Here is a 21,816-nt window from a genome sequence, read left to right as displayed (position 1 = left end):
GATCAAAAGATCGCAGCCTGCGGCAGCTCCTGCGGGGTTGAAAATCAGAACTCTTGCTGGTGCGCCGGAGTTCCGGTTTTACGCGGTTGAAAGGTGTAGCCCTGCTGACCGCTGAGTACTTTGTTTGCGCGTTGCACATCGATGTCCTTTTCCCAGCGGGCGATGGCCACGGTGGCGACGCAGTTGCCGATCAGGTTGGTCAGCGCCCGGCCAATGCCCATGAACCAGTCCACCGCCAGCACCAGCACCAGCCCGACCACCGGAATCGCCGGGATCGCCGTCAGCGTCGCCGCGAGAATCACCAGCGCCGAGCCGGGAATGCCGTGGGCGCCTTTCGAAGTGATCAGCGACACCAGCAGAATCGTCAGCAGGTCGGTCATTGCCAGTGGCGTACCGGTGGCATTGGCGATGAATACGATGGCCAGCGTCAGGTAGATCGAAAAGCCGTCGAGGTTGAACGAGTAACCGGTGGGAATCACCAGCCCGACGGTCGAGCTGCCGATGCCCAGGTGTTCCAGTTTGCGCATGATCTGTGGCAGCACGGCGTCGGAAGAAGCGGTGCCCATGACGATCAGCAATTCTTCACGCAGGTACTTGAGCAGTGGCCACAGGCGCAGGCCTGACGCACGCATCACCAGCCCTAGAATCACGCTGACGAATGCCATGCAGGTCAGGTAGAACAAGCCCACCAGACTGCCCAGGTGTTGCAGTGAATCGAGGCCGTATTTGCTGGTGGTGAAGGCGATGGCGCCGAAAACGCCGATCGGTGCCAGACGCACGATCATGCCCATGATCCGGAAGATCACATGGCTCAGTTCGTTGATCAGCCGCGAGATCCCGGAAGCCGCTTCGCCCACCAGATTCAACGCACTGCCGAACAGCACCGAGAACAGCAGCACCTGGAGAATGTTGTTGTCGGCGAAGGCACCGATCACCGAGGTCGGGATCAGGTCCATCAGGAACTGCGTGGTGGTGTGCATGTGCTGGCCGCGTTCGGCGATATCGCCCATGTCGGCGGCGGACAACTGCTCCAGATGGATATTCGCGCCGCTGCCGATTCCGGTGCTGAAAGCGAACACCAGACCGATCACCAGGGCGATGGTAGTCAACACTTCAAAGTAGATCACCGACTTGAGGCCGATGCGCCCGACCTTCTTCAGATCGCCCGCGCCACTGATGCCGCTGACCACCACGCAGAACACGATCAGGCCGATGAGCATCTTGATCAGTTTGATGAAGCCGTCGCCCAGCGGTTTGAGCTGAGCGGAATATTCGGGAAGGGTCAGCCCGCAGACGATGCCGAGCACCAGTCCGAGAACCACTTGGAGGAAGATTGAACGCGAGCACCATCTGAGCATGGGAGGAATCCTGGTCGGTGTCCTGGCTGCCGTGTGCGGGGCACATCAGATTCAGGACTTAATTATTGTGGTCTTACCGGTATGTCCAGTGCAGGCGCAGTCTACGCTCGGTTTTTTCGGGATGACAAGTGAAAATCGCTAAATTGGCATGACCGGTCTGACCAGTGGCCAGAGATCAAAAGATCGCAGCCTTCGGCAGCTCCTACAGGTGAGCGCATTCCAAATGTAGGAGCTGCCGAAGGCTGCGATCTTTTGATCTTTCCGACAGGCGAAAAAAAACCGGCCATCGCTGGCCGGTTTTTCATGCTGCGGATTTAACGTCGCTATTACGCGCCGTACACCGGCAGTTTCTTGCAGATGGCTTTGACTTTCTCACGAACGGCGTCGATCACCGCTTCGTTGTTCAGGTCAGCCAGGATGTCGCAGATCCAGCCGGCCAGCTCTTTGCACTCGGCTTCTTTGAAGCCGCGAGTGGTCACAGCCGGAGTACCGAAGCGCAGGCCGGAAGTGACGAACGGCGAGCGTGGGTCGTTAGGCACGGAGTTCTTGTTCACGGTGATGAACGCTTTGCCCAGCGCGGCGTCGGCGTCTTTACCGGAGATGTCCTGCTTGATCAGCGACAGCAGGAACAGGTGGTTCTTGGTGCCACCGGAAACTACGTCGAAACCGCGCTCGATGAACACTTCGGCCATGGCCTGGGCGTTCTTCACCACTTGTTCTTGGTAAGCCTTGAACTCAGGCTGCAGCGCTTCCTTGAAGCAGATCGCTTTAGCGGCGATCACGTGCTCCAGCGGGCCACCCTGGGCGCCCGGGAATACTGCGGAGTTCAGCTTCTTCTCGATCTCGGCGTTGGCGCGCGCCAGGATCAGACCGCCACGAGGACCGCGCAGGGTCTTGTGCGTGGTGGTGGTGACCACGTCAGCGAATGGCACCGGGTTCGGGTAGACGCCAGCGGCGACCAGACCGGCCACGTGCGCCATGTCGACGAACAGGTAGGCACCGACTTTGTCAGCGATGGCGCGGAAGCGCGGGAAGTCCAGAATCTGCGAGTAGGCAGAGAAACCGGCCACGATCATTTTCGGCTTGTGCTCAACCGCCAGACGCTCGACTTCGTCGTAGTCGATCAGGCCGTTGGCGTCGATGCCGTACTGCACGGCGTTGTACAGCTTGCCGGAGGAGGAAACGCTGGCACCGTGAGTCAGGTGACCACCGTGGGCCAGGCTCATGCCCAGAATGGTGTCGCCACCTTGCAGCAGGGCCAGGTAGACAGCGGCGTTGGCTTGCGAACCGGCGTGCGGCTGAACGTTGGCGTAATCGGCGCCGAACAGCTCTTTGGCGCGGTCGATGGCCAGTTGTTCAACAACGTCGACGTACTCGCAACCACCGTAGTAGCGCTTGCCCGGGTAGCCTTCGGCGTACTTGTTGGTCAGTACCGAGCCTTGAGCTTCCATCACCGCAGGGCTGGTGTAGTTTTCCGAAGCGATCAGCTCAATGTGCTCTTCCTGGCGCTGAGCTTCTTGCTCCATGGCGGCAAAGAGATCGGCGTCGTACTTGGCAATAGTCAAATCACGGCTGAACATGGCGGTCCTCAAGGATCGGGGGCAGAAAAGGGGGGCATTCTAACCCAATGGGTTTTGGATGGCATATGAAACGACATCATGTCGCAGACAAGTGGCGTTCATGACAGATGTGCGGTGCTTTTGAAGGCCTCCACAATGGCCGCGTTTCAACCGAAGAATACTGATCTACGGCAAGTCCTTGGGCGAGCCAGCCTGCTGGGGATGACTGCACCGCAGATTTTTCATGCGTCTGTACCGGCCCTTTCGCGAGCAAGCCCGCTCCCACCTTTGAGCCGGTTCCTTCAGGAAAAATGCGGTTCACTGTGGGAGCGGGCTTGCTCGCGAAGGCGTCATGAGCGGCACCGCAAAAATTCAGTCGAACATGAAGAGGGCGTCGTTACTGAACTGCGCCTCGAAGCGGCTCGCCGGCATCGGTCGTCCGAACAGGTAGCCCTGCACTTCATCGCAGCCGTGCTCGCGCAGGAAGTCCAGTTGCTCATGGGTTTCCACGCCTTCGGCGATCACCGCCAGATTGAGGCTGTGGGCCATGGCGATGATTGCTCGAGCGATTTGCGCGTCCTGCTCGCCGGACGGCAGGCCGTCGACGAAGGTACGGTCGATCTTCAGCACGTCGATCGGGAATTGCTTGAGGTAGTTCAGCGATGAATAACCGGTGCCGAAGTCATCGACCGCGATGCTCAGGCCAAGGTTTTTCAGCCCGGCGAGGATCTGCATCGCCTCGCTGACTTCGCGCATCAGGATACTTTCGGTCAGCTCCAGCTCCAGGCACGCCGGCGGCAGTCCGGTTTCGCGCAGGATGGTGGCGATGCGCGTGCCGAGCTGGCCGTCGGAGAACTGCCGCGCCGAGATGTTCACCGAGACCTTCGGCACGCGCACCCGATTCTGGTGCCAGGTCTTGAGCTGACGGCAGGCTTCGCTGATCACCCAGTCGCCAACGTCGACCACCAGACCCAGCTCTTCCAGCACCGGAATGAAATCCCCCGGTGGCACCAGTCCACGACGCGGATGACGCCAGCGCAGCAGCGCTTCGGCGCCGGTCAGGCGTTTGCCGTCGCCGCTGAACTGCGGCTGGTAATACAGGACGAATTCGTTCTGCTCCAGCGCATGGCGCAGGTCGCTTTCCAGCTCCAGACGTTCCAGCGCACTGGCGTTCATGTCGGCCTGATAGAACTGGAAGTTGTTCTTGCCGCGCTCCTTGGCGTGGTACATCGCGGTGTCGGCGTTCTTCATCAGCTGGCTGAGTTCGTTACCGTCCTGCGGGCTCAGGGCGATGCCGATACTGGCGGTGACGAAGAACTCGCGGCCTTCCAGCACAAACGGACGCACCAGGCTGGCGAGGATCTGCTCGGCCACATGAATCGCCCGGTTCAGCGCCATTTCCCGGCTGGAGCGGTGTTGCAGGAGCAAGGTAAACTCGTCGCCGCCCATGCGCGCCACGGTGTCGTCATCATCGACGCAGGCCAGCAGCCGTGTGGCCATGTCTTTCAACATGCGGTCGCCAGCAGCATGGCCGAGCGAGTCGTTGATCGGCTTGAAGCGGTCGAGGTCGAGGAACATCAGCACCACCCACGACTTCTGCCGTTCGGCCGATTGCAGCGCAGTGTGCAGGCGATCCTGGAACAGTGTGCGGTTCGGCAGGTGGGTCAGGGCGTCGTAGTAGGCGAGGCGGTGGATGCGTTGCTCGCTGGCCTTGCGCTCGCTGATGTCGCTGAAGAAACACACGTAACTGGCGAGGTCGCCTTCATCGTCGAGTACCGCCGTGATGCCGACCCACGCCGGGTAATGCTCGCCGTTGCGGCGCTTGAGCCAGACTTCGCCTTCCCAGGTGCTGTGCTGGTGCAGTTGCTTGAGCACATAGCGCAGGTGCGCGTCCTGTTGCTCGTCGACGGTGAGCATGTTCGGCAACTGATCGAGCACTTCCGATACCGCGTAACCGCTGACCCGGCTGAACGCTTCGTTGGCCTGCACGATGTAACCGGCGGGGTCGGTGATCAGGATCGCCGAAGTCGAGTGCTCGAATACCGTGGCCGCCATGCGCAGGTCTTTCTCGGCGCGGCGTTGCTGGCTGATGTCGCGGCCGACACCGAGCACGCCTTCGAACGCGCCGTGTTCGTCCCACACCAGCACCAGACGCAGCTCGATCGGGATCTTGCGGCCGTCGGCGCGCAGGCAGTCGAACAGGAACATCTGGGTCTGCACCTGGTTGCGCAACACTGCCAGTTGTTCAGGTTTGTCGAGCGCTTTGCTGACCCGATCCATCAGGGAGTAGATGCCGCTCAGTTGCTGCGGGTTGGCGATGGTCGATTGCCAGCCGTTCTGGAAAATCCACTCGGCGTCGTAACCCAGTACCGCTTGCACTGACGGGCTGACGTAGTTCAGCGACAGCTTGCTGTCGGTGGAGAAGATCACGTCGCTGATGCTTTCGGCGAGCATGCGGTAGCGTTGTTCGCTGTCGCGCAGGGATTCACTGGCCTCGATCTGCTCGGTGATGTCCTTGGCCACGCCGATGATCCGCGTGACCTGATCGTGCTTGTCGCGGGCCAGCGCCTGTTCGCGGATGTCGAAGCGCCGCCACTCGCCATCGCGATGTCGGAAACGCAGTTGGCATTGCAACAACTGGCTGTAACCGGCGTGACGCTGCATCTGCCGCGAGCGATGGTAGTAGTCGGCGTCCTCCGGGTGCAGGAGGATTTCCCAGAAATACTCGCCCATCTGGTGCAGTTCGGTGCGGTTGTACCCGAGGGTCTGGCCGAGGTGGTGGTTGCTGAAAATCATCCGCTGGCTGATCACGTCCTGCACATACAGATGATCCGGCACGGTGCGCACCACGTCCGACCAGAAGCCTTCGCGTTCCAGCAGCGACAGTTCGATCAGCTTGCGGCTGGTGATGTCGTTGATGCTCAGGATCACCGCTTTATAGTCGTGCTGTTCTTCAGGCAGGCGCAGGACCATCCACAGGTGCTGATCGCGACCATTGATGTCCGGCAATTTGATTTCCAGTTCCAGCTGTTTTTGTTGCTGCAGAACGGCGTCGAGCACCTGGTTGCCGATGGCGCACTGGCTGTGCGGATGACCGTCGATCAGCAACTGCCAGGCGTGCTCGCAGGAATTGACATTGAGCAGTTGCAGCGCCACCTGATTGACCTCGGTGACGCGCAGTTCTTGCAGCAGTTGCTGGCGCTGGGCCGGTTGGTCGAGCCAGGCCTTGAGCTGGTCGCTGGTCTGGATCTGCGCCTTGTCGAACACCTGCTTGAGGCCGGACAGGTCGAGCACGCACAACGCCACGCCAGTGCCTTCGAAAATGTCCTGATAGCGCCGGCGACCTTCATGCAACTGGCGCTGACGGCGACGCATGTTCAGCAGCGCGATCACCGGCAGCATCGAGAACGCCAGACCCAGCAGGCATTTGCCGATGAACGCCGGCAGCAGTTCTTCGAGCACCCGCTGGCGGTCGAACAGCCCGCGCAACTGCCAGTCGCTGCTGCTCAGCGGCACGGTGAGCACGGTGTTGGCCATGTCGTCCGGACTCAGCACGCCGGGCCTGGCTGAGGACAGCGCTTCGTCGCGGCTGATGATCTGATGGTTGAGACGGTTTTCCACCAGCCACAACGGGCGGATGCCGGTTTCGCCCTGCTTGGTCAGCGAGTCGAAGAAGGTCGGGGTCAGGCGCAAAACCCAGTAGCCGCGCGTGCTGCCGCTGGCCTGATGCAATAACAGATGCACTACCGAGCCGTCGTCGGCGTTGCTGAAGTAATGCGCCTGGGCGCGGCTGCGGCGCACCAGTTCACCGAGGTAATCGGCGTCGTGGCTGTCGCTGGCGCTGTCGTTGATGATTTTCCCGGACGGGCTGAGCAGGGCCAGGCTGCGCAGGTCGGGCAGCGATTGCTGGAGCTTGCGCAGCAGTGCCTGCTGTTCGTCGGACGACTGCGGCTGTTCGACGATCGGTAACAGGTTGAGGGCGATCTGCGCATTCAGCGACATGTTCAGGCTGACCTGCGAGGCGAGGTCTGCGGTGTAGTCGATGGTGTACTGGCGCTGGTTTTTCTGGGTCTCGCGCAGTTGATCGAGCAACTGCCAGAACAGCAATGCCAGCAGCAAAAGTACCAGCGTCGCCAATGCACCCTTCAGTGTTCCGCGCAGGGGCGAGCCGGTCCCCGGATTGGACGCGCTCACAGAAGCTGGCGGGGTAACGTTGGACAAGCTGTAATCCTGCGGTTTGGCTGGACTGGCGCGACGTGCACTATAAGCCGGACGCCCGAAGGGCGGCTAGCATGCCTTGAGTTGTGGCGAAGTGCCAGCCCCACTCGGCTGGACTGCCTTCCGTCATTCAGGTAGCTTTGCCGGTTACGCGGGAGCCCAGACACTGTTAAAACTACTGCGCTCGGAAATACTGCGTTGAAAACAGGCTCGGACTGCTCATTTACAACCCGTAAACTCCGCGTCCTCGCCTGTTTCCGCCTTGTCTTTCCTTCGCTCGTTACGTTTTAACAGCGTCTGGCCCAGCTCCTAGACTCAGACTTTTTCAGCGCGCACGCATTGATGACCATCAAGTGAACGACGCGCATCGGTCTGGCCGGGCATCGCCTGCGCTCCAATCATTCATCTGTCACTGACCCAAGGTTCTCCATGGCTCAATACGTCTTCACCATGCATCGGCTGGGCAAAGTTGTTCCGCCGAAGCGGGAAATCCTGAAAAACATTTCGCTGTCGTTCTTCCCCGGCGCCAAGATCGGCGTACTCGGCCTCAACGGTTCGGGTAAGTCCACGCTGCTGAAAATCATGGCCGGCGTCGACACCGAGTTCGAGGGCGAAGCCCGTCCGATGCCGGACCTGAACATCGGTTATCTGCCGCAAGAGCCACAACTTGATCCGACCAAGACTGTGCGTGAAGTGGTCGAGGAAGCGGTCAGCGTGATCAAGGACGCGCAAGCGCGTCTGGACGAGGTCTACGCCGCTTACGCCGACCCGGATGCCGACTTCGACAAGCTGGCTGCCGAACAGGCCAAGCTCGAAGCGATCCTGCAGGCCAGCGATGGTCACAACCTGGAGCGTCAACTGGAAGTCGCGGCCGACGCCCTGCGTCTGCCGGCCTGGGACGCCAAGGTCGAACACCTGTCTGGTGGTGAGAAGCGTCGTGTGGCCCTGTGCCGTCTGTTGCTGTCCGCCCCGGACATGCTGCTGCTCGACGAACCGACCAACCACTTGGACGCTGACTCCGTGGCATGGCTGGAGCACTTCCTGCACGACTTCCCGGGCACCGTGGTCGCGATCACGCACGACCGGTACTTCCTCGACAACGTCGCTGGCTGGATTCTGGAACTCGACCGCGGCGCGGGCATTCCGTACGAAGGCAACTATTCGGGTTGGCTCGAAGCCAAGTCCGATCGTCTGGCGGCCGAATCCAAGCAGCAGTCGGCTCACGAAAAAGCCATGAAGGAAGAACTGGAGTGGGTGCGCAAAGGCGCCAAGGCCCGCCAGTCGAAATCCAAGGCTCGTCTGCAACGCTTCGAAGAAATGCAGTCGCAGGAATTCCAGAAGCGTTCGGAAACCAACGAGATCTACATCCCGGCCGGTCCGCGTCTGGGCGACAAGGTCATCGAGTTCAAGAACGTCACCAAGGGCTACGGCGATCGCGTGCTGATCGACAACCTGTCGTTCTCCATGCCGAAGGGCGCCATTGTCGGCGTGATCGGCGGTAACGGTGCCGGTAAATCGACCCTGTTCCGCATGCTGATGGGCAAGGAAACTCCGGATTCCGGCACCATCGAAGTCGGCGAAACCGTGCAACTGGCCTGCGTTGACCAGAGCCGCGAAGACCTCGACGGCAGCAAGACCGTGTTCCAGCAGATCTCCGACGGTTCCGATCAGATTCGCATCGGCAACTACGAGATTCCGTCGCGCACTTACGTCGGTCGCTTCAACTTCAAGGGCGGCGACCAGCAGAAGTTCGTCAAGGATCTGTCCGGTGGTGAGCGCGGTCGTCTGCACCTGGCGCTGACCCTGAAGGAGGGCGGCAACGTCCTGCTGCTCGACGAACCGTCCAACGACCTCGACGTTGAAACCCTGCGTTCGCTGGAAGAAGCCCTGCTGGACTTCCCGGGCGCCGCCATTGTGATCTCTCACGATCGCTGGTTCCTGGACCGCGTCGCGACGCACATCCTGGCGTACGAAGACGACTCGCAAGCAGTGTTCTTCGAAGGTAACTACACCGAGTACGAAGCCGACCGCAAAAAGCGCCTCGGCGAAGCGGCCGCCCAGCCACATCGGGTACGCCACAAGAAACTGGCCTGATTCGGGTTGGTTGGATGAAAAAGCGGAGCCTTCGGGCTCCGTTTTTTTTTGCCTGGGTTTTTCAGATGCAACCGAGTCGAACCCTTCGCGAGCAAGCTCGCTCCCACAGGGGAGCGCATTTCAAGTGTGGGAGCGAGCTTGCTCGCGAAGGCGGTATAACTGTTGGTGCATCACTTCAATCTGATCTCCCCAATCAGGTGCAAAACCAGCCCAAAAAACCACCTGATTTATATCCTGCGCACCATTTAATTTCATAACTGCGACATTTTGCGCTGTTGCTGTGCGCAAATCGTTTGTTACAGTCCGGCTCAATCGCTTCCAACGACAATAAATTTGCCGAGACTTTTCCCATGATCGAATCCGTCGAATCCTTCCTTGCCCGACTGAAAAAACGCGACCCGGATCAACCCGAATTCCACCAGGCTGTCGAAGAAGTCCTGCGCAGTCTGTGGCCGTTTCTCGAAGCCAATCCGCGTTACCTGACCTCTGGGATTCTGGAGCGCATCTGCGAGCCGGAGCGGGCGGTGGTGTTCCGCGTGTCGTGGGTCGACGATCAGGGCAAGGTTCAGGTCAATCGCGGTTTCCGCATCCAGATGAACAGCGCCATCGGCCCGTACAAGGGCGGCTTGCGCTTCCATCCTTCGGTGAACCTGGGCGTGCTGAAGTTTCTCGCCTTCGAACAGACCTTCAAGAACTCCCTGACCTCATTGCCCATGGGCGGCGGCAAGGGCGGTTCGGACTTCGATCCGAAGGGCAAGAGCGACGCCGAAGTCATGCGTTTCTGCCAGGCGTTCATGAGTGAGCTGTACCGCCACATCGGCGCCGACGTTGACGTACCGGCCGGTGACATCGGTGTCGGGGCGCGGGAGATTGGTTTCCTGTTCGGCCAGTACAAACGCTTGAGCAACCAGTTCACCAGCGTGTTGACCGGCAAAGGCATGACCTACGGCGGCAGCCTGATTCGCCCGGAAGCCACCGGTTTCGGTTGCGTGTACTTCGCCGAGGAAATGCTCAAGCGCCGCGGGCAGACCGTCGAAGGCAAGCGTGTGGCGATCTCCGGTTCCGGCAACGTCGCCCAGTACGCGGCGCGCAAGGTCATGGACCTCGGCGGCAAGGTGATTTCGCTGTCCGACTCCGAAGGCACGCTGTACTGCGAATCGGGACTGAGCGAAGAACAGTGGCAGGCACTGCTGGAACTGAAAAACGTCAAACGCGGACGCATCAGCGAACTGGCTACGGCGTTCGGTCTGGAGTTCCGCGCCGGTCAGTTGCCGTGGTCGCTGCCGTGCGACATCGCGCTGCCCTGTGCCACGCAGAACGAACTCGATGCCGAGGCTGCGCGTACGCTGCTGCGCAACGGCTGCGTGTGTGTGGCCGAGGGCGCGAACATGCCGACCACGCTGGAGGCTGTGGATATCTTCATCGAGGCCGGCATTCTGTTCGCCCCGGGCAAGGCGTCAAACGCTGGCGGCGTAGCGGTCAGCGGGCTGGAGATGTCGCAGAACGCCATGCGCCTGCTGTGGACGGCGGGTGAGGTGGACAGCAAGCTGCACGCGATCATGCAGTCGATCCACCACGCCTGCGTGCATTACGGCGAAGAGAACGGGCGGATCAACTACGTCAAAGGCGCGAACATCGCCGGCTTCGTCAAAGTCGCGGATGCGATGCTCGCGCAGGGTGTGGTTTAAGCCGGTTCGATGCGAATCACTTCAATCACCTGATCGCCGGCGGGGCGCTGCCACAGCACTTCGTCATTGAGCCGGGCACCGAGCAATGCCCGGCCCAGCGGCGAAGCCCAGTTGATCAGGCCCTGACTGGCGTCGGCCTGATCTTCGCCGACCAATTGCACCCGACTTTCGGTGTTGTGTTCGTCGGCGTAGGTCACCCAGCTGCCAATCTGCACCTTGTCGGTGGAAGTCGCGGGGGCAGCGACCTGTGCGCTGGCGAGGCGTTGATTGAAGTAGCGCAGATCCCGTTCCAGATCGGCCAGCCGCTGCTTGTCGGCCTGTTCGCCTTGGGCCGATTGCTCGGCGTGCAGGCTTTGCAGCTCGGCGACTTTGGCCTGCAACTGTGCCAATCCCTGCGGTGTGACGTAATTGGGCTGCGCACTGACCTGCCGTTCGACGGGCTGATCGGCTTGCGCGGCGGCGTTGTCTTCGTTGACGAAAGCGCGGCTCATGGTGTCCTCCTGTTATAGGAATTGGGCCATGGTCGCCGGCATTTGGTTTCACTGGATGTCTGGAAACGACCTATTGCGAGCGATAAGCCCGCCCGGCGTCCTGATCTTTCTGCTGCTGCCAGGCGCGCTCACGTTCGTCCCAGTGCTCGTTGCGATACTCTTCGCGGTCCTTGTTTTCCAGCATCGCCTGACATTGGCGAAAGCCGTCGGTCCAGCCTTCGGCGTATTGCTTGTCCTTGAGATAGCGCGGCACGTTCTTGCGAAACTCGCCACTGATCGAACCGGCGGCTTGCCGGCCACTGACGCAGCCATCGTCAAAACCGTCGGCGAAGGCCGGTGGATAACCTTTGGCGATCAAATCTTCGTGGGTGGTCTGGCAACCCCCGAGCAACAGCACAACACCCAACAGCCCCGCACACCGCCACATCGCACTCTCCCGCGCCGCTTCTCGGCTTATGGGGAAAGTCTAGAAGCGGATTCGTCGGACGTTGGTGAAAGGCATGTGAGTAATTCGTTAAACACCGGAGAACCCTGTGGGAGCGGGCTTGCTCGCGAAAGCGCTGGGTCAGTCGACATTTGAATCGCCTGACACGACGCCTTCGCGAGCAAGCCCGCTCCCACAGGGGTTATGGATTAGGCTTCAGTCAGTAGTGATACCACTTCACCTCAAGCATGACTTCGGTCTCCGGTGTGGCAACGTGGCTGAACTCACGCTGTGCCGTCAGGCGCAAACCGAGGTTGCGCGACAGTTCCCACTGCTGGTTCAGGCTCAGGCTGCGGCGTACCTCGCCGTTGGTGAAGTAATCGCCCTTGGCCTCGACGCTCAGATTGCCCAACGGGTTTTTCCACAGCACGCCGCTGTTGAAACCGGCGGCCGGCGTGACGAACCCGGCGAAGTCATTGTTGTGTTCGATCCGCACCGTACCGAGGGCAAAGCCGAGCGTGTCTTCACCCAGTTGCCAGGTGCCGCCACCGCCGCCGTTGACGTGGCTGACCAGATTTTCGTCATCATGCTTGCCGGGTACGCGCTCGAGGCCGCCGGTGACTTGCCACGACAGTGGCTGCAGCAACTCATTGCGCGGGGTCAGCGAGCGGATGGTTGCGAGATCCAGTTGCTGGAACTGCCATTGATTACCTTCGTACTGGCGTAATTTCATCTGCAGGATTTCGATCTGCGCGCCGAGGGGGAAGCTTTCGGCGTTGTCGTTGAGATCGTGATAGGCCATGCGCAAGCCGTATTCGCCGAAGGCACGATCGCCCCGGGTGCCGATGCCGGCCTGCCAGGTGCGCGATTCATGGCCGTCTTCGGGCAGGCCCGGTTGTGGAATCTGCAAGTCCGGCGCCGGGTTCTTGTTGATTGCCCGCAGCAGTTCGAAGCTGCGCTGCGCCCGTTGCGGATCACGTTCCTGACCGTTGGCCCGATAGCGTTCCAGACGATACGCGGCGTCGATGATCAGCGCCTGGCGATCCCGGGGCAGGGCCTTGAACGTCGGGTCCTGCAACACCTGTTGATCGGCGCTGACCTTCAGCACCCATTGCTGTTCTTCCTTGTTCAACGGCTCGGCGCGGCTGAGCAGTTCACGCTCGCGTGACGGGCGATATTCGATACTTTCCACCAGCCCGGCCTCTTTCACCGCTTTGACCGTGTCGGTAGGGATGGCGGTCAGCGGGAATTGTTCGGTCAGGCGCAGGCTTGGGCGCGCCACCTGCAGCAGTTCGAGCAGGCGATAGGAGCAGTTTTCGTCGAAGAAGAAATAGTCGAACTGGATCTGCTTCAGCTCCCACACGTGCTCGACCATGCGTGCGGTTTCTTCTTGTGTCAGGTTCAGCCGGTATTCCCACAGGTCGCGGTTTTCCAGGCTGCGGTACTCGGAGAGTTTTTCCTGATACGGCACCAGCGCGAACAGCCCCGGGTAGCCACCCATCAAGCCTTTCCAGGCGTAGAGGATGCTGTTGTCCGAGCCTTCGATGTAGGCGCCGAAGTTGATTGCGTAACTCAGCAGCGACGTCTTGTCGGCCTGCACGTCGGCCTGGTCGATGCGCAGCAAAGTGTGGCCAAACATCGACGACGGGCTGTTGAGGTAGGCCGCTGGAAAAATCATCACCGCGCTGTGCGGCGAGACGTCCTTGAACCACTTCTTGAATTCGGCGCAATCGGGGGCGGGCAGGTCGGTCAGATTGAGTTGTGCTTTCAACCAGCGAGTGCGGGCCGGGTAGACGCATTGGGCGTGCTGCTCGCCGAGACTGGCCGGGGCGTATAGCGCTTGCACGGTAGCGGCCAGTTCATGGTCGGGGTGTTCGTTGCCATCGGGCGCGAGAAAGAACTTCTTGTCGCTGACATAGCTGCGCCAGCCGCCGAGCTTGGCGGTTTCGTAGTGACCGAGGGAAATCCAGAAGCGGTCGTTGGCCAGTTGCTGCAAACGTTGAGGGTCGACGTGAGGCGCGGCGGACAGCGGGGCGCAGACACAGAGCGCCAGCCAGGCAAGGCGTTTGAGCATAGGTGGCAACTTAAGTCGAAAGAAAAACAAAGACCCCGGGCGTTAATACAGACAATTCAAACTGCACCAAACCTGTGGCGAGGGAGCTTGCTCCCGCCGGAGTGCACAGCGCTCCCTCTTCTTGAAGATTGGGGCCGCTTCGCGCCCCAGCGGGAGCAAGCTCCCTCGCCACAGGGTTCAGCGCATGTCACAACTGACCTGCATCGCTCAAAAAGGGCGGGCCATAAAAAACAAAACCCGCTTCCCGAAAGAAGCGGGTGGGGTCGAGCTTAAGCTTGAGTCGCGTACTTGGCCAGACGAGGGTCGTTTTTCAGTACGGCCAGAGTGTTGGTATGCACGTCTTCTGCGGTCACGTCAGCTTTGCTGAAGATCTGCTGGAAGTGCTCGTGAGTGACAGCCGCGAAGTGCGCACGGTCTTCCGGCGCCACGCCCAGTACCACGGCGTAGGTCGTCAGCGCTTCGCCGTTGCCCTTGGCCATGTCTTCGGACAGCTCGTTCATCATGCCATTCATGGCGAACCAGGATTTACCGCCGTAGGTCAGCGACGCGTTGGTCGAGCAACCGTTGGTGCCGGAAGTCATACCGAACGTAGCGTTACCGGAGGTGCCGTTGGTGGTGGATGCCAGGAAGTGTGCCGGGGTGCCACGCTGACCTTCGAACAGCATGTTGCCCCAACCGCAATCCGGACCGCCTGGCGCCTGAGCCATGGCGTTGAGGGAAACAACGGTGAAGAGAGTACCGAGAAGAATCCGTTTCATAGCTTTGTTCTCTTTGTGTGCATACCAATGGACAGGGTTCTGGCCCCCCAAGCGCTGTCTAGACAGACTCTTTTGAAGCCAGTGGGCCGGTTATTGTTCCAGCCGCGCAGTTTGGAGTTTAGGCACGTTCCTGTGGTTCCGTGATTTTTTGCTGATTATTCGTTGATGTCCCCGGTTTCACGGGGCCGGCTGCGGAGCAGGGCGCTTGTCTATGCTTTGTCGTGTGGCGCGCCTTGCCAGTGGGGTACGGGCAGCGCCAGAATGCCGCTATCTGCCCCGCCTGATTGTTAAGGAAGCCCGATGCCTGATCCTGTTGCTGCCAGCTTGCGTCTAGCGCCCGAAGCGCTGACCCGTCCGTTTTCCGCTGAACAGTTCAGCTTCACTACCACCAATGATCTGGAGCCCTTTCGCGGTGTGCTTGGCCAGGAACGTGCGGTCGAAGCCTTGCAGTTCGGTGTGGCCATGCCACGCCCCGGTTACAACGTCTTTGTCATGGGCGAACCCGGCACCGGCCGTTTCTCGTTCGTCAAACGCTACCTGAAGGCCGAAGGCAAACGCCTGCAGACCCCGGCGGACTGGGTCTACGTCAACAATTTCGATGAACCGCGTGAACCTCGCGCACTGGAATTGCCTTCGGGCACCGCCGGCGCATTCATCGGCGACATCAACGGTCTGATCGACAACCTGCTGGCGACTTTCCCGGCGGTGTTCGAACACCCGTCCTACCAGCAAAAGAAAAGCGCCATCGACCGCGCCTTCAACCAGCGCTACGACAAGGCGCTGGACGTCATCGAGCGTCTGGCCCTGGAAAAAGACGTCGCCCTGTATCGCGACAGCAGCAACATCGCGTTCACCCCGATGCTTGAAGGCAAGGCGCTGGACGAGGCCGAGTTTTCGCAACTGCCGGAAGCCGAGCGCGAACGCTTTCACGAGGACATTTCCGGCCTCGAAGAACGCCTGAACGAAGAACTCGCGAGCCTGCCGCAATGGAAGCGCGAGTCGAACAATCAGCTGCGTCAGCTCAATGAAGAAACCATCACCCTGGCCTTGCAGCCGTTGCTCTCGCCGTTGTCCGAGAAGTACGCGGAGAACGCCGCGGTCTGTGGTTACCTGCAAGCGATGCAGGTGTATCTGCTGAAAACCGTGGTCGAGCAACTGGTCGACGACAGCAAGACCGACGCGGTGGCGCGCAAGCTGCTCGAAGAGCAATACGCGCCGAGCCTGGTGGTCGGGCATCCGCACAGTGGCGGTGCGCCGGTGGTGTTCGAGCCGCATCCGACCTACGAAAACCTGTTCGGCCGTATCGAATACACCACCGATCAGGGCGCGCTTTACACCACTTATCGTCAGTTGCGCCCAGGTGCATTGCATCGCGCCAACGGCGGCTTCCTGATTCTTGAAGCAGAAAAAATGCTCAGCGAGCCATTTGTGTGGGACGCGCTGAAGCGCGCCCTGCAATCGCGCAAGTTGAAAATGGAATCGCCGCTGGGCGAGATGGGCCGTTTCGCCACTGTGACCCTCAATCCGCAGCACATTCCGTTGCAGGTCAAAGTGGTGATCATCGGTGCGCGCCAGTTGTATTACACGCTGCAGGATCTGGATCCGGACTTCCAGGAGATGTTCCGGGTGCTGGTCGACTTCGACGAAGACATCCCGATGGTCGACGAAAGCCTGGAGCAATTCGCCCAGTTACTGAAGACCCGTACCTCGGAAGAAGGCATGGCGCCGCTGACTGCCGATGCGGTCGCGCGTCTGGCGACCTACAGCGCGCGGCTGGCCGAACATCAGGGGCGGTTGTCGGCGCGGATCGGCGACCTGTTCCAACTGGTCAGCGAAGCGGACTTCATCCGTCATCTGGCCGGCGATGAAATGACCGACGCCGGCCACATCGAGCGTGCGCTGAAAGCCAAGGCAACTCGCACCGGTCGGGTCTCGGCGCGGATCCTCGACGACATGCTCGCCGGGATCATCCTGATTGACACCGATGGTGCGGCGGTCGGCAAGTGCAACGGGCTGACCGTGCTGGAAGTCGGTGATTCGGCGTTCGGTGTGCCAGCGCGGATTTCCGCCACGGTGTATCCGGGCGGCAGCGGCATCGTCGACATCGAGCGTGAGGTCAATCTCGGCCAGCCGATTCACTCCAAGGGCGTGATGATCCTCACCGGGTATCTGGGCAGTCGTTACGCTCAGGAATTCCCGTTGGCGATTTCCGCAAGCATCGCGCTGGAACAATCCTACGGTTATGTCGATGGCGACAGCGCGTCGCTGGGCGAGGCTTGCACGCTGATTTCAGCGTTGTCGAAAACTCCGCTCAAGCAATGTTTTGCGATCACCGGTTCGATCAACCAGTTCGGCGAAGTGCAGGCGGTCGGCGGGGTCAACGAGAAGATCGAAGGCTTCTTCCGTCTCTGCGAGGCGCGCGGGCTGACCGGCGAGCAGGGCGCGATCATTCCGCAGGCCAACGTCGCTACGCTGATGCTCGACGAGAAGGTGCTGGCGGCGGTACGTGCCGGGCAGTTCCACGTGTACGCGGTGCGTCAGGCTGACGAAGCGCTGAGCCTGTTGGTCGGCGAGCCGGCCGGTGAGCCGGACGCCGAAGGCCAGTTCCCGGAGGGCAGCGTCAACGCCCGCGTGGTCGAGCGTCTGCGGGTGATTGCCGAGATGATCAGCGAAGATGACTTGAAAGAGGCCGAGAAGGAACTGGCGCAGGAGGCGTTGGCAGAGGCCAAACCGGCCTGAACGCTGACGTGGTAAACATTGTGGGAGGGGGCTTGCTCCCGAAGGCGGTGTATCAATCAACTAATGTGTCGATTGATACACCGCCTTCGGGAGCAAGCCCCCTCCCACAGTTGTTTTCAAATTGGATTTTGCGGTGATCATCGGGAAAAGTGCCACTACTCTGACGTCAGAATTCACACAATGACCATTCGGCGCCTTCTGGTTCTATCCGGCTTGCTGGGCGGACTTTTCTTCTATTCTCAGCTCAAGGACATCGACAGTATCACTGGATCGAAACAGCCTTCGCGTGAAGGCTGAATACAGGCTTTACCGAGGGTCGCCGCCATGTCGCGCAACCTCTGCCTCACCCGTCAATGCCTGGGTCTTGTGACCCGCATCGAATGCGTCATCAAGCCGTTGGCCGGCGATACCGGTATGTGGACGCTGCTCTTCGCTGCCGGCATGGCCGGCGAACAACCTTCCGCCATCAAGGCCCAAGGTCCGTTTCACGGGCCGGTCGCCGCCGAGTCGATTCTCGACACCATTGTTGAAAGCCTGACGATGCACGGCTACGAACTGGCCGACGATCCGCAGATCTGGAGCCTGCACCTGCAAGCACAGCTGCGCCAGATCAACGGTGGGCGTGGGCGTACGGTCGGCGTGTTCGACCATTAGGCGCCATCATGGCGCAGTGTCGGGCAGCTGCGCCTTGTCGAGCTTGACCTCAAAGCCGTATTGCACGGTATTGAGTTCGGTTCGCTGGTAGGTCTCCACGTGCGTTGGACGGCCATAGAAGTAATGCACGCCGAACAGCGCCGGACCTTGTGCGCTCGCGTCGTGACTGACCGACAGAATCTGTTTCAGGTAGTTGCCACTGTCATCTTTGACGAAGAATCGCCAGGCGTTGGCCGGGAACAGTTTCAGGTCCACCACCAGCATGTTGTTCTTGATCTCCAGGCCTTTGGGCAAGGACTTGGCGTCGTAGGTTTTTTTGTCCACGCTGGCGAGAAACAATGGCATCGAGCCCACGGCAATCGCCGGGGTTTCCGGAAACAGATTCAAATCGTAAGTAATGGTCGCTTGCAGCGGATCGACCTGGTACGCCTCGGGCGGCAGTTCGATCGGTTCATCGAGTTTGCCGCTGCGTTTCTCGGTGAAGAACGTCACGGGGCTGTCGCCTGGGCTGAAGTCATCGCCGAGCAATTCATCGTTGAAGGTGCGTCGGTGGGAGAATTCGATGCGTGCAGCGCTCGGGTCTTCCGTGGACTGATGGATGCGGATGCCGGCCTTCAGCGCTTCCTCGGTGAGGCTCGCGCCCTTGAGCCAGTTCGGCGCCAGATCGTCATACACCACCACCCCCGGGTCCAGCGGCTGGATGGCCTTTTCCGTGGTGTGCTGACTGAAGGTGCGCACCGGTAGATCCAGGGCTTTGCGAGTCACGGTCGCCGATGAGAAGTCGAGCACGCTGATTTCCAGAGTGTCGATAGGGCCGTTGAAGTAGATCTTGTTGTAACGCCGTGGGTGTTGCTGCTCGAAGGTATGCTGTTCGTTCTCGAGCTGTTTTTCCAGGCCTTCGCTCCAGGTTTTCTGTTGTTGCAGGTACGCCAGTTGTTTTTCGTAGAAGGCAACCTGTGCCGGACTTTCATTGATTGAGCCGGCGCGCTCCAGGTATTGCCCGCTGGTGTCGCGAGCCTGAACGATCACTGGATTGAGCTGTGCCCCCTCAACTTCGGGAGCCAGTGGCAGGCTGTTGCTGACTTCGATTTCGGCGTAGTTCTTTTCCAGCTTCAGCAGGGTGACGCTGAGGTTGTCGTCGGTGCGGGTCTGGCCAACATCCTTCTGGTTCAGGTTGAAGCTGAACAAGCGTCGCGGCGCAATCACTTCCACTTTGCCTTGCAGGCTCACCGGCTGCGGCTGGCTCTTCCTGTCCACGTCCAGACCCTCGATGAACGGGTAGGTCACGGTCAGGTCTTCGGGGTTGGTGACGTTGGAGCTGGACGGGCTCAGCTGAATGCCGGGATCGGTTTCCGACCACTCCTGCTGATAGGCAATCACGCGTTTGTTGCTCAGCGTGACTGACTGCCATTCCACACCATGCGGGAACAGGAAGCCGCCGGGAATGTTCAGGTTGAAGGGAAACACCGGTTGCAGGTCGGTGAGGTAGTCGGAGCTGGCATCCTTGTGTAGCACGAACAGGCCATTGATGAAGGTATCGACCAGCGCCTGCGGTGAAGGGTAATGCTTGAGGACGCCGAGAATGTCTTCGCCGTAGACGGTTTTCAGCGGTGCGCCGTCAAGTTTGAGCTGCGCGCGTTCGAGCAACAGCAACGATCCGCCGAGCTCGGTCACGGCCTCCTTGAGCTTCGGGTCGGCGATGGCGTCCAGTGAATGTTCGAACGTTGCCGTCTTTGCTTCGAGGCTGACCGATGGTTTTTTCTCATCACCCGGAGAGCAGCCTCCCAGCAGCAGAGCGAGGCAAATCCCGGCAGTCTTAAACGGCAATCGCACATCCATTTCCAGTCGTCCTGTCCACTTTCGCTAGGTGTTCAATGGTTTGGACAGTAGCAGAAAAAAAATCACATACACACGCAGGTGGCGGTGATTGGAGGTGCGAGCCGGGCGGTTTCTGGCTGTCACAGGGGGCTGGTATACTCGCCTCCGATTACAACCCCCCCCTTGTGTGAGATTCAATGGAACGCTTTTTCGAAAACGCAATGTACGCCTCGCGCTGGCTGCTGGCGCCGATCTATTTCGGCCTGTCCCTCGGGCTGCTGGCGCTGGCACTGAAATTTTTCCAGGAAGTCTTCCACGTCATCCCCAACGTGTTCTCGATGGCCGAATCGGATCTGATCCTGGTGCTGCTGTCGCTGATCGACATGGCACTGGTTGGCGGCCTGCTGGTGATGGTGATGATTTCCGGCTATGAAAACTTCGTCTCGCAGCTGGACATCGACGACAACAAGGAAAAGCTCAACTGGCTGGGCACCATGGACTCTTCGTCGCTGAAGATGAAAGTGGCGGCATCGATCGTGGCGATTTCTTCGATCCATCTGCTGCGCATCTTCATGGACGCCAAGAACGTCGATCCCGAGCACCTGATGTGGTACGTGATCATCCACATGACCTTCGTGATCTCGGCGTTCGCCATGGGTTACCTGGACAAGGTCACCAAGCACTGATCATTGATTGATCGCTGCAAAAACACCGCCCGTCTGTTGCGAAACAGACGGGCGGTGTCGTTTGTGGCTTGTGCTTTGGTGCGTGCGGGCATATCCCTGTAGAGGTCTTGGCTCGCCACCGTGTGAGGTGCGTTCATGAACCTGCAAGAGTTGAATGCGTTTGCCATCGCCAGGAAGGTCGATGAGCTGAACCTGATCTCCATGGAGGGCGGGCTTTATCTGCTCGAGGCGCGGATGCATGGGGCGGCGTATCCGCTGAGTGATCTCAAGGGCAACATGCTGATGCTGCGTTCGGTGGAGCATGCGCGGGATGTGTTGCACAACTTTCCGGTGCTACCGTTCAACCTCGTACACACCTTGGTGCACGATGAAATGTGCGGACTGGTCGTCAGTGCCGATGAAAGCCTGAAAGTACCGCTGGCCTGGCGCTCGGCCCTGTAGGCCTTGCGCGCCATCGCTGGGCATCTGTGCTAGTCTGCTCGCCCTTTTGGTTCCGGGCGCGCCGGGACGCGCTGTGCACGCACGGCAAGTCTGATGGCCGTCCGCACAGCGGAGCAGTGTCATGTCCGAAGTAAATCTGTCCACCGACGAAACTCGCGTCAGCTACGGCATCGGCCGTCAGTTGGGTGACCAGCTGCGCGACAACCCGCCACCGGGTGTCAGCCTGGACGCCATCCTGGCCGGTCTGACCGACGCATTCGCCGGCAAGCCAAGCCGTGTCGATCAGGAAGCCATGTCCGCCAGCTTCAAAGTGATCCGCGAGATCATGCAAGCCGAAGCCGCCGCCAAAGCTGAAGCCGCTGCCGGTGAAGGCCGTGCTTTCCTGGCTGAAAACGCCAAGAAAGAAGGCATCACCACGCTGGCTTCCGGTCTGCAATTCGAAGTGCTGACCCAGGGTGAAGGCGCCAAGCCATCCCGTGAAGACACCGTGCGTACTCACTACCACGGCATGCTGATCGACGGGACCGTGTTTGACAGCTCCTACGATCGTGGCCAGCCAGCAGAATTCCCGGTTGGCGGCGTGATCGCTGGCTGGACCGAAGCTCTGCAACTGATGAATGCCGGCAGCAAATGGCGCCTGTACGTGCCGAGCGAACTGGCTTACGGCGCTCAAGGCGTTGGCAGCATCCCGCCGCACAGCGTTCTGGTATTCGACGTCGAGCTGCTGGACGTTCTGTAAGACCTGGCCTGTCCCTATGACAGGTCAATAATGTGGGAGCGGGCTTGCTCGCGAAGGCGTCCTATCAGGCAACCC

15 protein-coding genes are annotated in these 21,816 nt (G+C 60.2%); 7 read left to right on the top strand and 8 right to left on the bottom strand.

Annotation, left to right across the window (positions count from 1 at the left end; translation table 11 throughout):
- Nucleotides 1-44 precede the first annotated feature (44 nt).
- From ACVHNU_RS20920 to morA, 3 genes are all read right to left on the bottom strand, one after another.
- Complete coding sequence (locus ACVHNU_RS20920; protein ID WP_401275832.1) at nt 45-1,358, bottom strand: C4-dicarboxylate transporter DctA; 1,314 nt, start codon at nt 1,356-1,358, stop codon at nt 45-47.
- Nucleotides 1,359-1,684: 326 nt separating this feature from the next.
- Nucleotides 1,685-2,938, bottom strand: coding sequence for a serine hydroxymethyltransferase (gene glyA, locus ACVHNU_RS20915; protein ID WP_003228394.1), 1,254 nt, complete (start codon nt 2,936-2,938; stop codon nt 1,685-1,687).
- A gap of 351 nt (nt 2,939-3,289) precedes the next feature.
- On the bottom strand, nt 3,290-7,138 hold the full coding sequence (gene morA / locus ACVHNU_RS20910; protein ID WP_103485420.1) for a cyclic di-GMP receptor MorA: 3,849 nt from the start codon (nt 7,136-7,138) through the stop codon (nt 3,290-3,292).
- A gap of 426 nt (nt 7,139-7,564) precedes the next feature.
- On the opposite strand from morA, the gene ettA reads away from it, so the two are divergent.
- Nucleotides 7,565-9,229 (top strand): energy-dependent translational throttle protein EttA, encoded by a 1,665-nt coding sequence (ettA, locus tag ACVHNU_RS20905; RefSeq protein WP_003228391.1) that lies wholly within the window; start codon nt 7,565-7,567, stop codon nt 9,227-9,229.
- A 350-nt stretch (nt 9,230-9,579) separates the two neighbouring features.
- The gene (gdhA, locus tag ACVHNU_RS20900; RefSeq protein WP_003228389.1) at nt 9,580-10,917 is read left to right on the top strand and encodes an NADP-specific glutamate dehydrogenase; all 1,338 of its coding nucleotides are present in this window, start codon (nt 9,580-9,582) and stop codon (nt 10,915-10,917) included.
- Here gdhA and ACVHNU_RS20895 read toward each other — a convergent pair.
- The 4 genes from ACVHNU_RS20895 to ACVHNU_RS20880 form a co-directional block, all read right to left on the bottom strand.
- Nucleotides 10,914-11,408, bottom strand: a complete 495-nt coding sequence (locus ACVHNU_RS20895; protein WP_226501097.1) for a GreA/GreB family elongation factor — start codon at nt 11,406-11,408, stop codon at nt 10,914-10,916. The two genes, gdhA and ACVHNU_RS20895, sit on opposite strands and share 4 nt — an antisense overlap.
- Nucleotides 11,409-11,478: 70 nt before the next feature.
- Nucleotides 11,479-11,835 carry a hypothetical protein gene (locus tag ACVHNU_RS20890; RefSeq protein ID WP_003228385.1) on the bottom strand — a complete coding sequence of 119 codons (357 nt, stop codon included), beginning with the start codon at nt 11,833-11,835 and terminating at the stop codon, nt 11,479-11,481.
- Between the two features lie 217 nt (nt 11,836-12,052).
- Entirely contained in the window at nt 12,053-13,906 is a 1,854-nt protein-coding gene (locus ACVHNU_RS20885; protein ID WP_103521671.1) for an Lnb N-terminal periplasmic domain-containing protein, read from the bottom strand.
- A 269-nt stretch (nt 13,907-14,175) separates the two neighbouring features.
- The gene (locus ACVHNU_RS20880) at nt 14,176-14,664 is read right to left on the bottom strand and encodes a DUF3015 domain-containing protein (RefSeq protein ID WP_003228382.1); all 489 of its coding nucleotides are present in this window, start codon (nt 14,662-14,664) and stop codon (nt 14,176-14,178) included.
- A gap of 300 nt (nt 14,665-14,964) precedes the next feature.
- Here ACVHNU_RS20880 and ACVHNU_RS20875 point away from each other — a divergent pair, with 300 nt between their 5' ends.
- Both ACVHNU_RS20875 and ACVHNU_RS20870 read left to right on the top strand, forming a co-directional pair.
- Nucleotides 14,965-17,403 carry a Lon protease family protein gene (locus ACVHNU_RS20875; RefSeq protein ID WP_103520288.1) on the top strand — a complete coding sequence of 813 codons (2,439 nt, stop codon included), beginning with the start codon at nt 14,965-14,967 and terminating at the stop codon, nt 17,401-17,403.
- Between the two features lie 324 nt (nt 17,404-17,727).
- Nucleotides 17,728-18,057, top strand: coding sequence for a PA4575 family protein (locus ACVHNU_RS20870; protein ID WP_003228378.1), 330 nt, complete (start codon nt 17,728-17,730; stop codon nt 18,055-18,057).
- A gap of 6 nt (nt 18,058-18,063) precedes the next feature.
- Here the strand turns inward: ACVHNU_RS20870 and ACVHNU_RS20865 are convergent, their stop codons facing one another.
- Nucleotides 18,064-19,896 carry a hypothetical protein gene (locus ACVHNU_RS20865; protein ID WP_473018228.1) on the bottom strand — a complete coding sequence of 611 codons (1,833 nt, stop codon included), beginning with the start codon at nt 19,894-19,896 and terminating at the stop codon, nt 18,064-18,066.
- A 176-nt stretch (nt 19,897-20,072) separates the two neighbouring features.
- On the opposite strand from ACVHNU_RS20865, the gene ACVHNU_RS20860 reads away from it, so the two are divergent.
- The 3 genes from ACVHNU_RS20860 (at nt 20,073) to ACVHNU_RS20850 (ending at nt 21,741) form a co-directional block, all read left to right on the top strand.
- On the top strand, nt 20,073-20,561 hold the full coding sequence (locus ACVHNU_RS20860; RefSeq protein ID WP_003228371.1) for a TIGR00645 family protein: 489 nt from the start codon (nt 20,073-20,075) through the stop codon (nt 20,559-20,561).
- Nucleotides 20,562-20,696: 135 nt separating this feature from the next.
- Nucleotides 20,697-21,002 carry a DUF6482 family protein gene (locus tag ACVHNU_RS20855; protein ID WP_473018227.1) on the top strand — a complete coding sequence of 102 codons (306 nt, stop codon included), beginning with the start codon at nt 20,697-20,699 and terminating at the stop codon, nt 21,000-21,002.
- Nucleotides 21,003-21,123: 121 nt separating this feature from the next.
- Complete coding sequence (locus ACVHNU_RS20850) at nt 21,124-21,741, top strand: FKBP-type peptidyl-prolyl cis-trans isomerase (RefSeq protein ID WP_003228367.1); 618 nt, start codon at nt 21,124-21,126, stop codon at nt 21,739-21,741.
- The last annotated feature ends 75 nt before the right edge of the window (nt 21,742-21,816 follow it).

The organism is Pseudomonas sp. Ors-4-3C, assembly GCF_055755035.1.
This window is presented reverse-complemented; position numbering and strand designations above follow the sequence as displayed.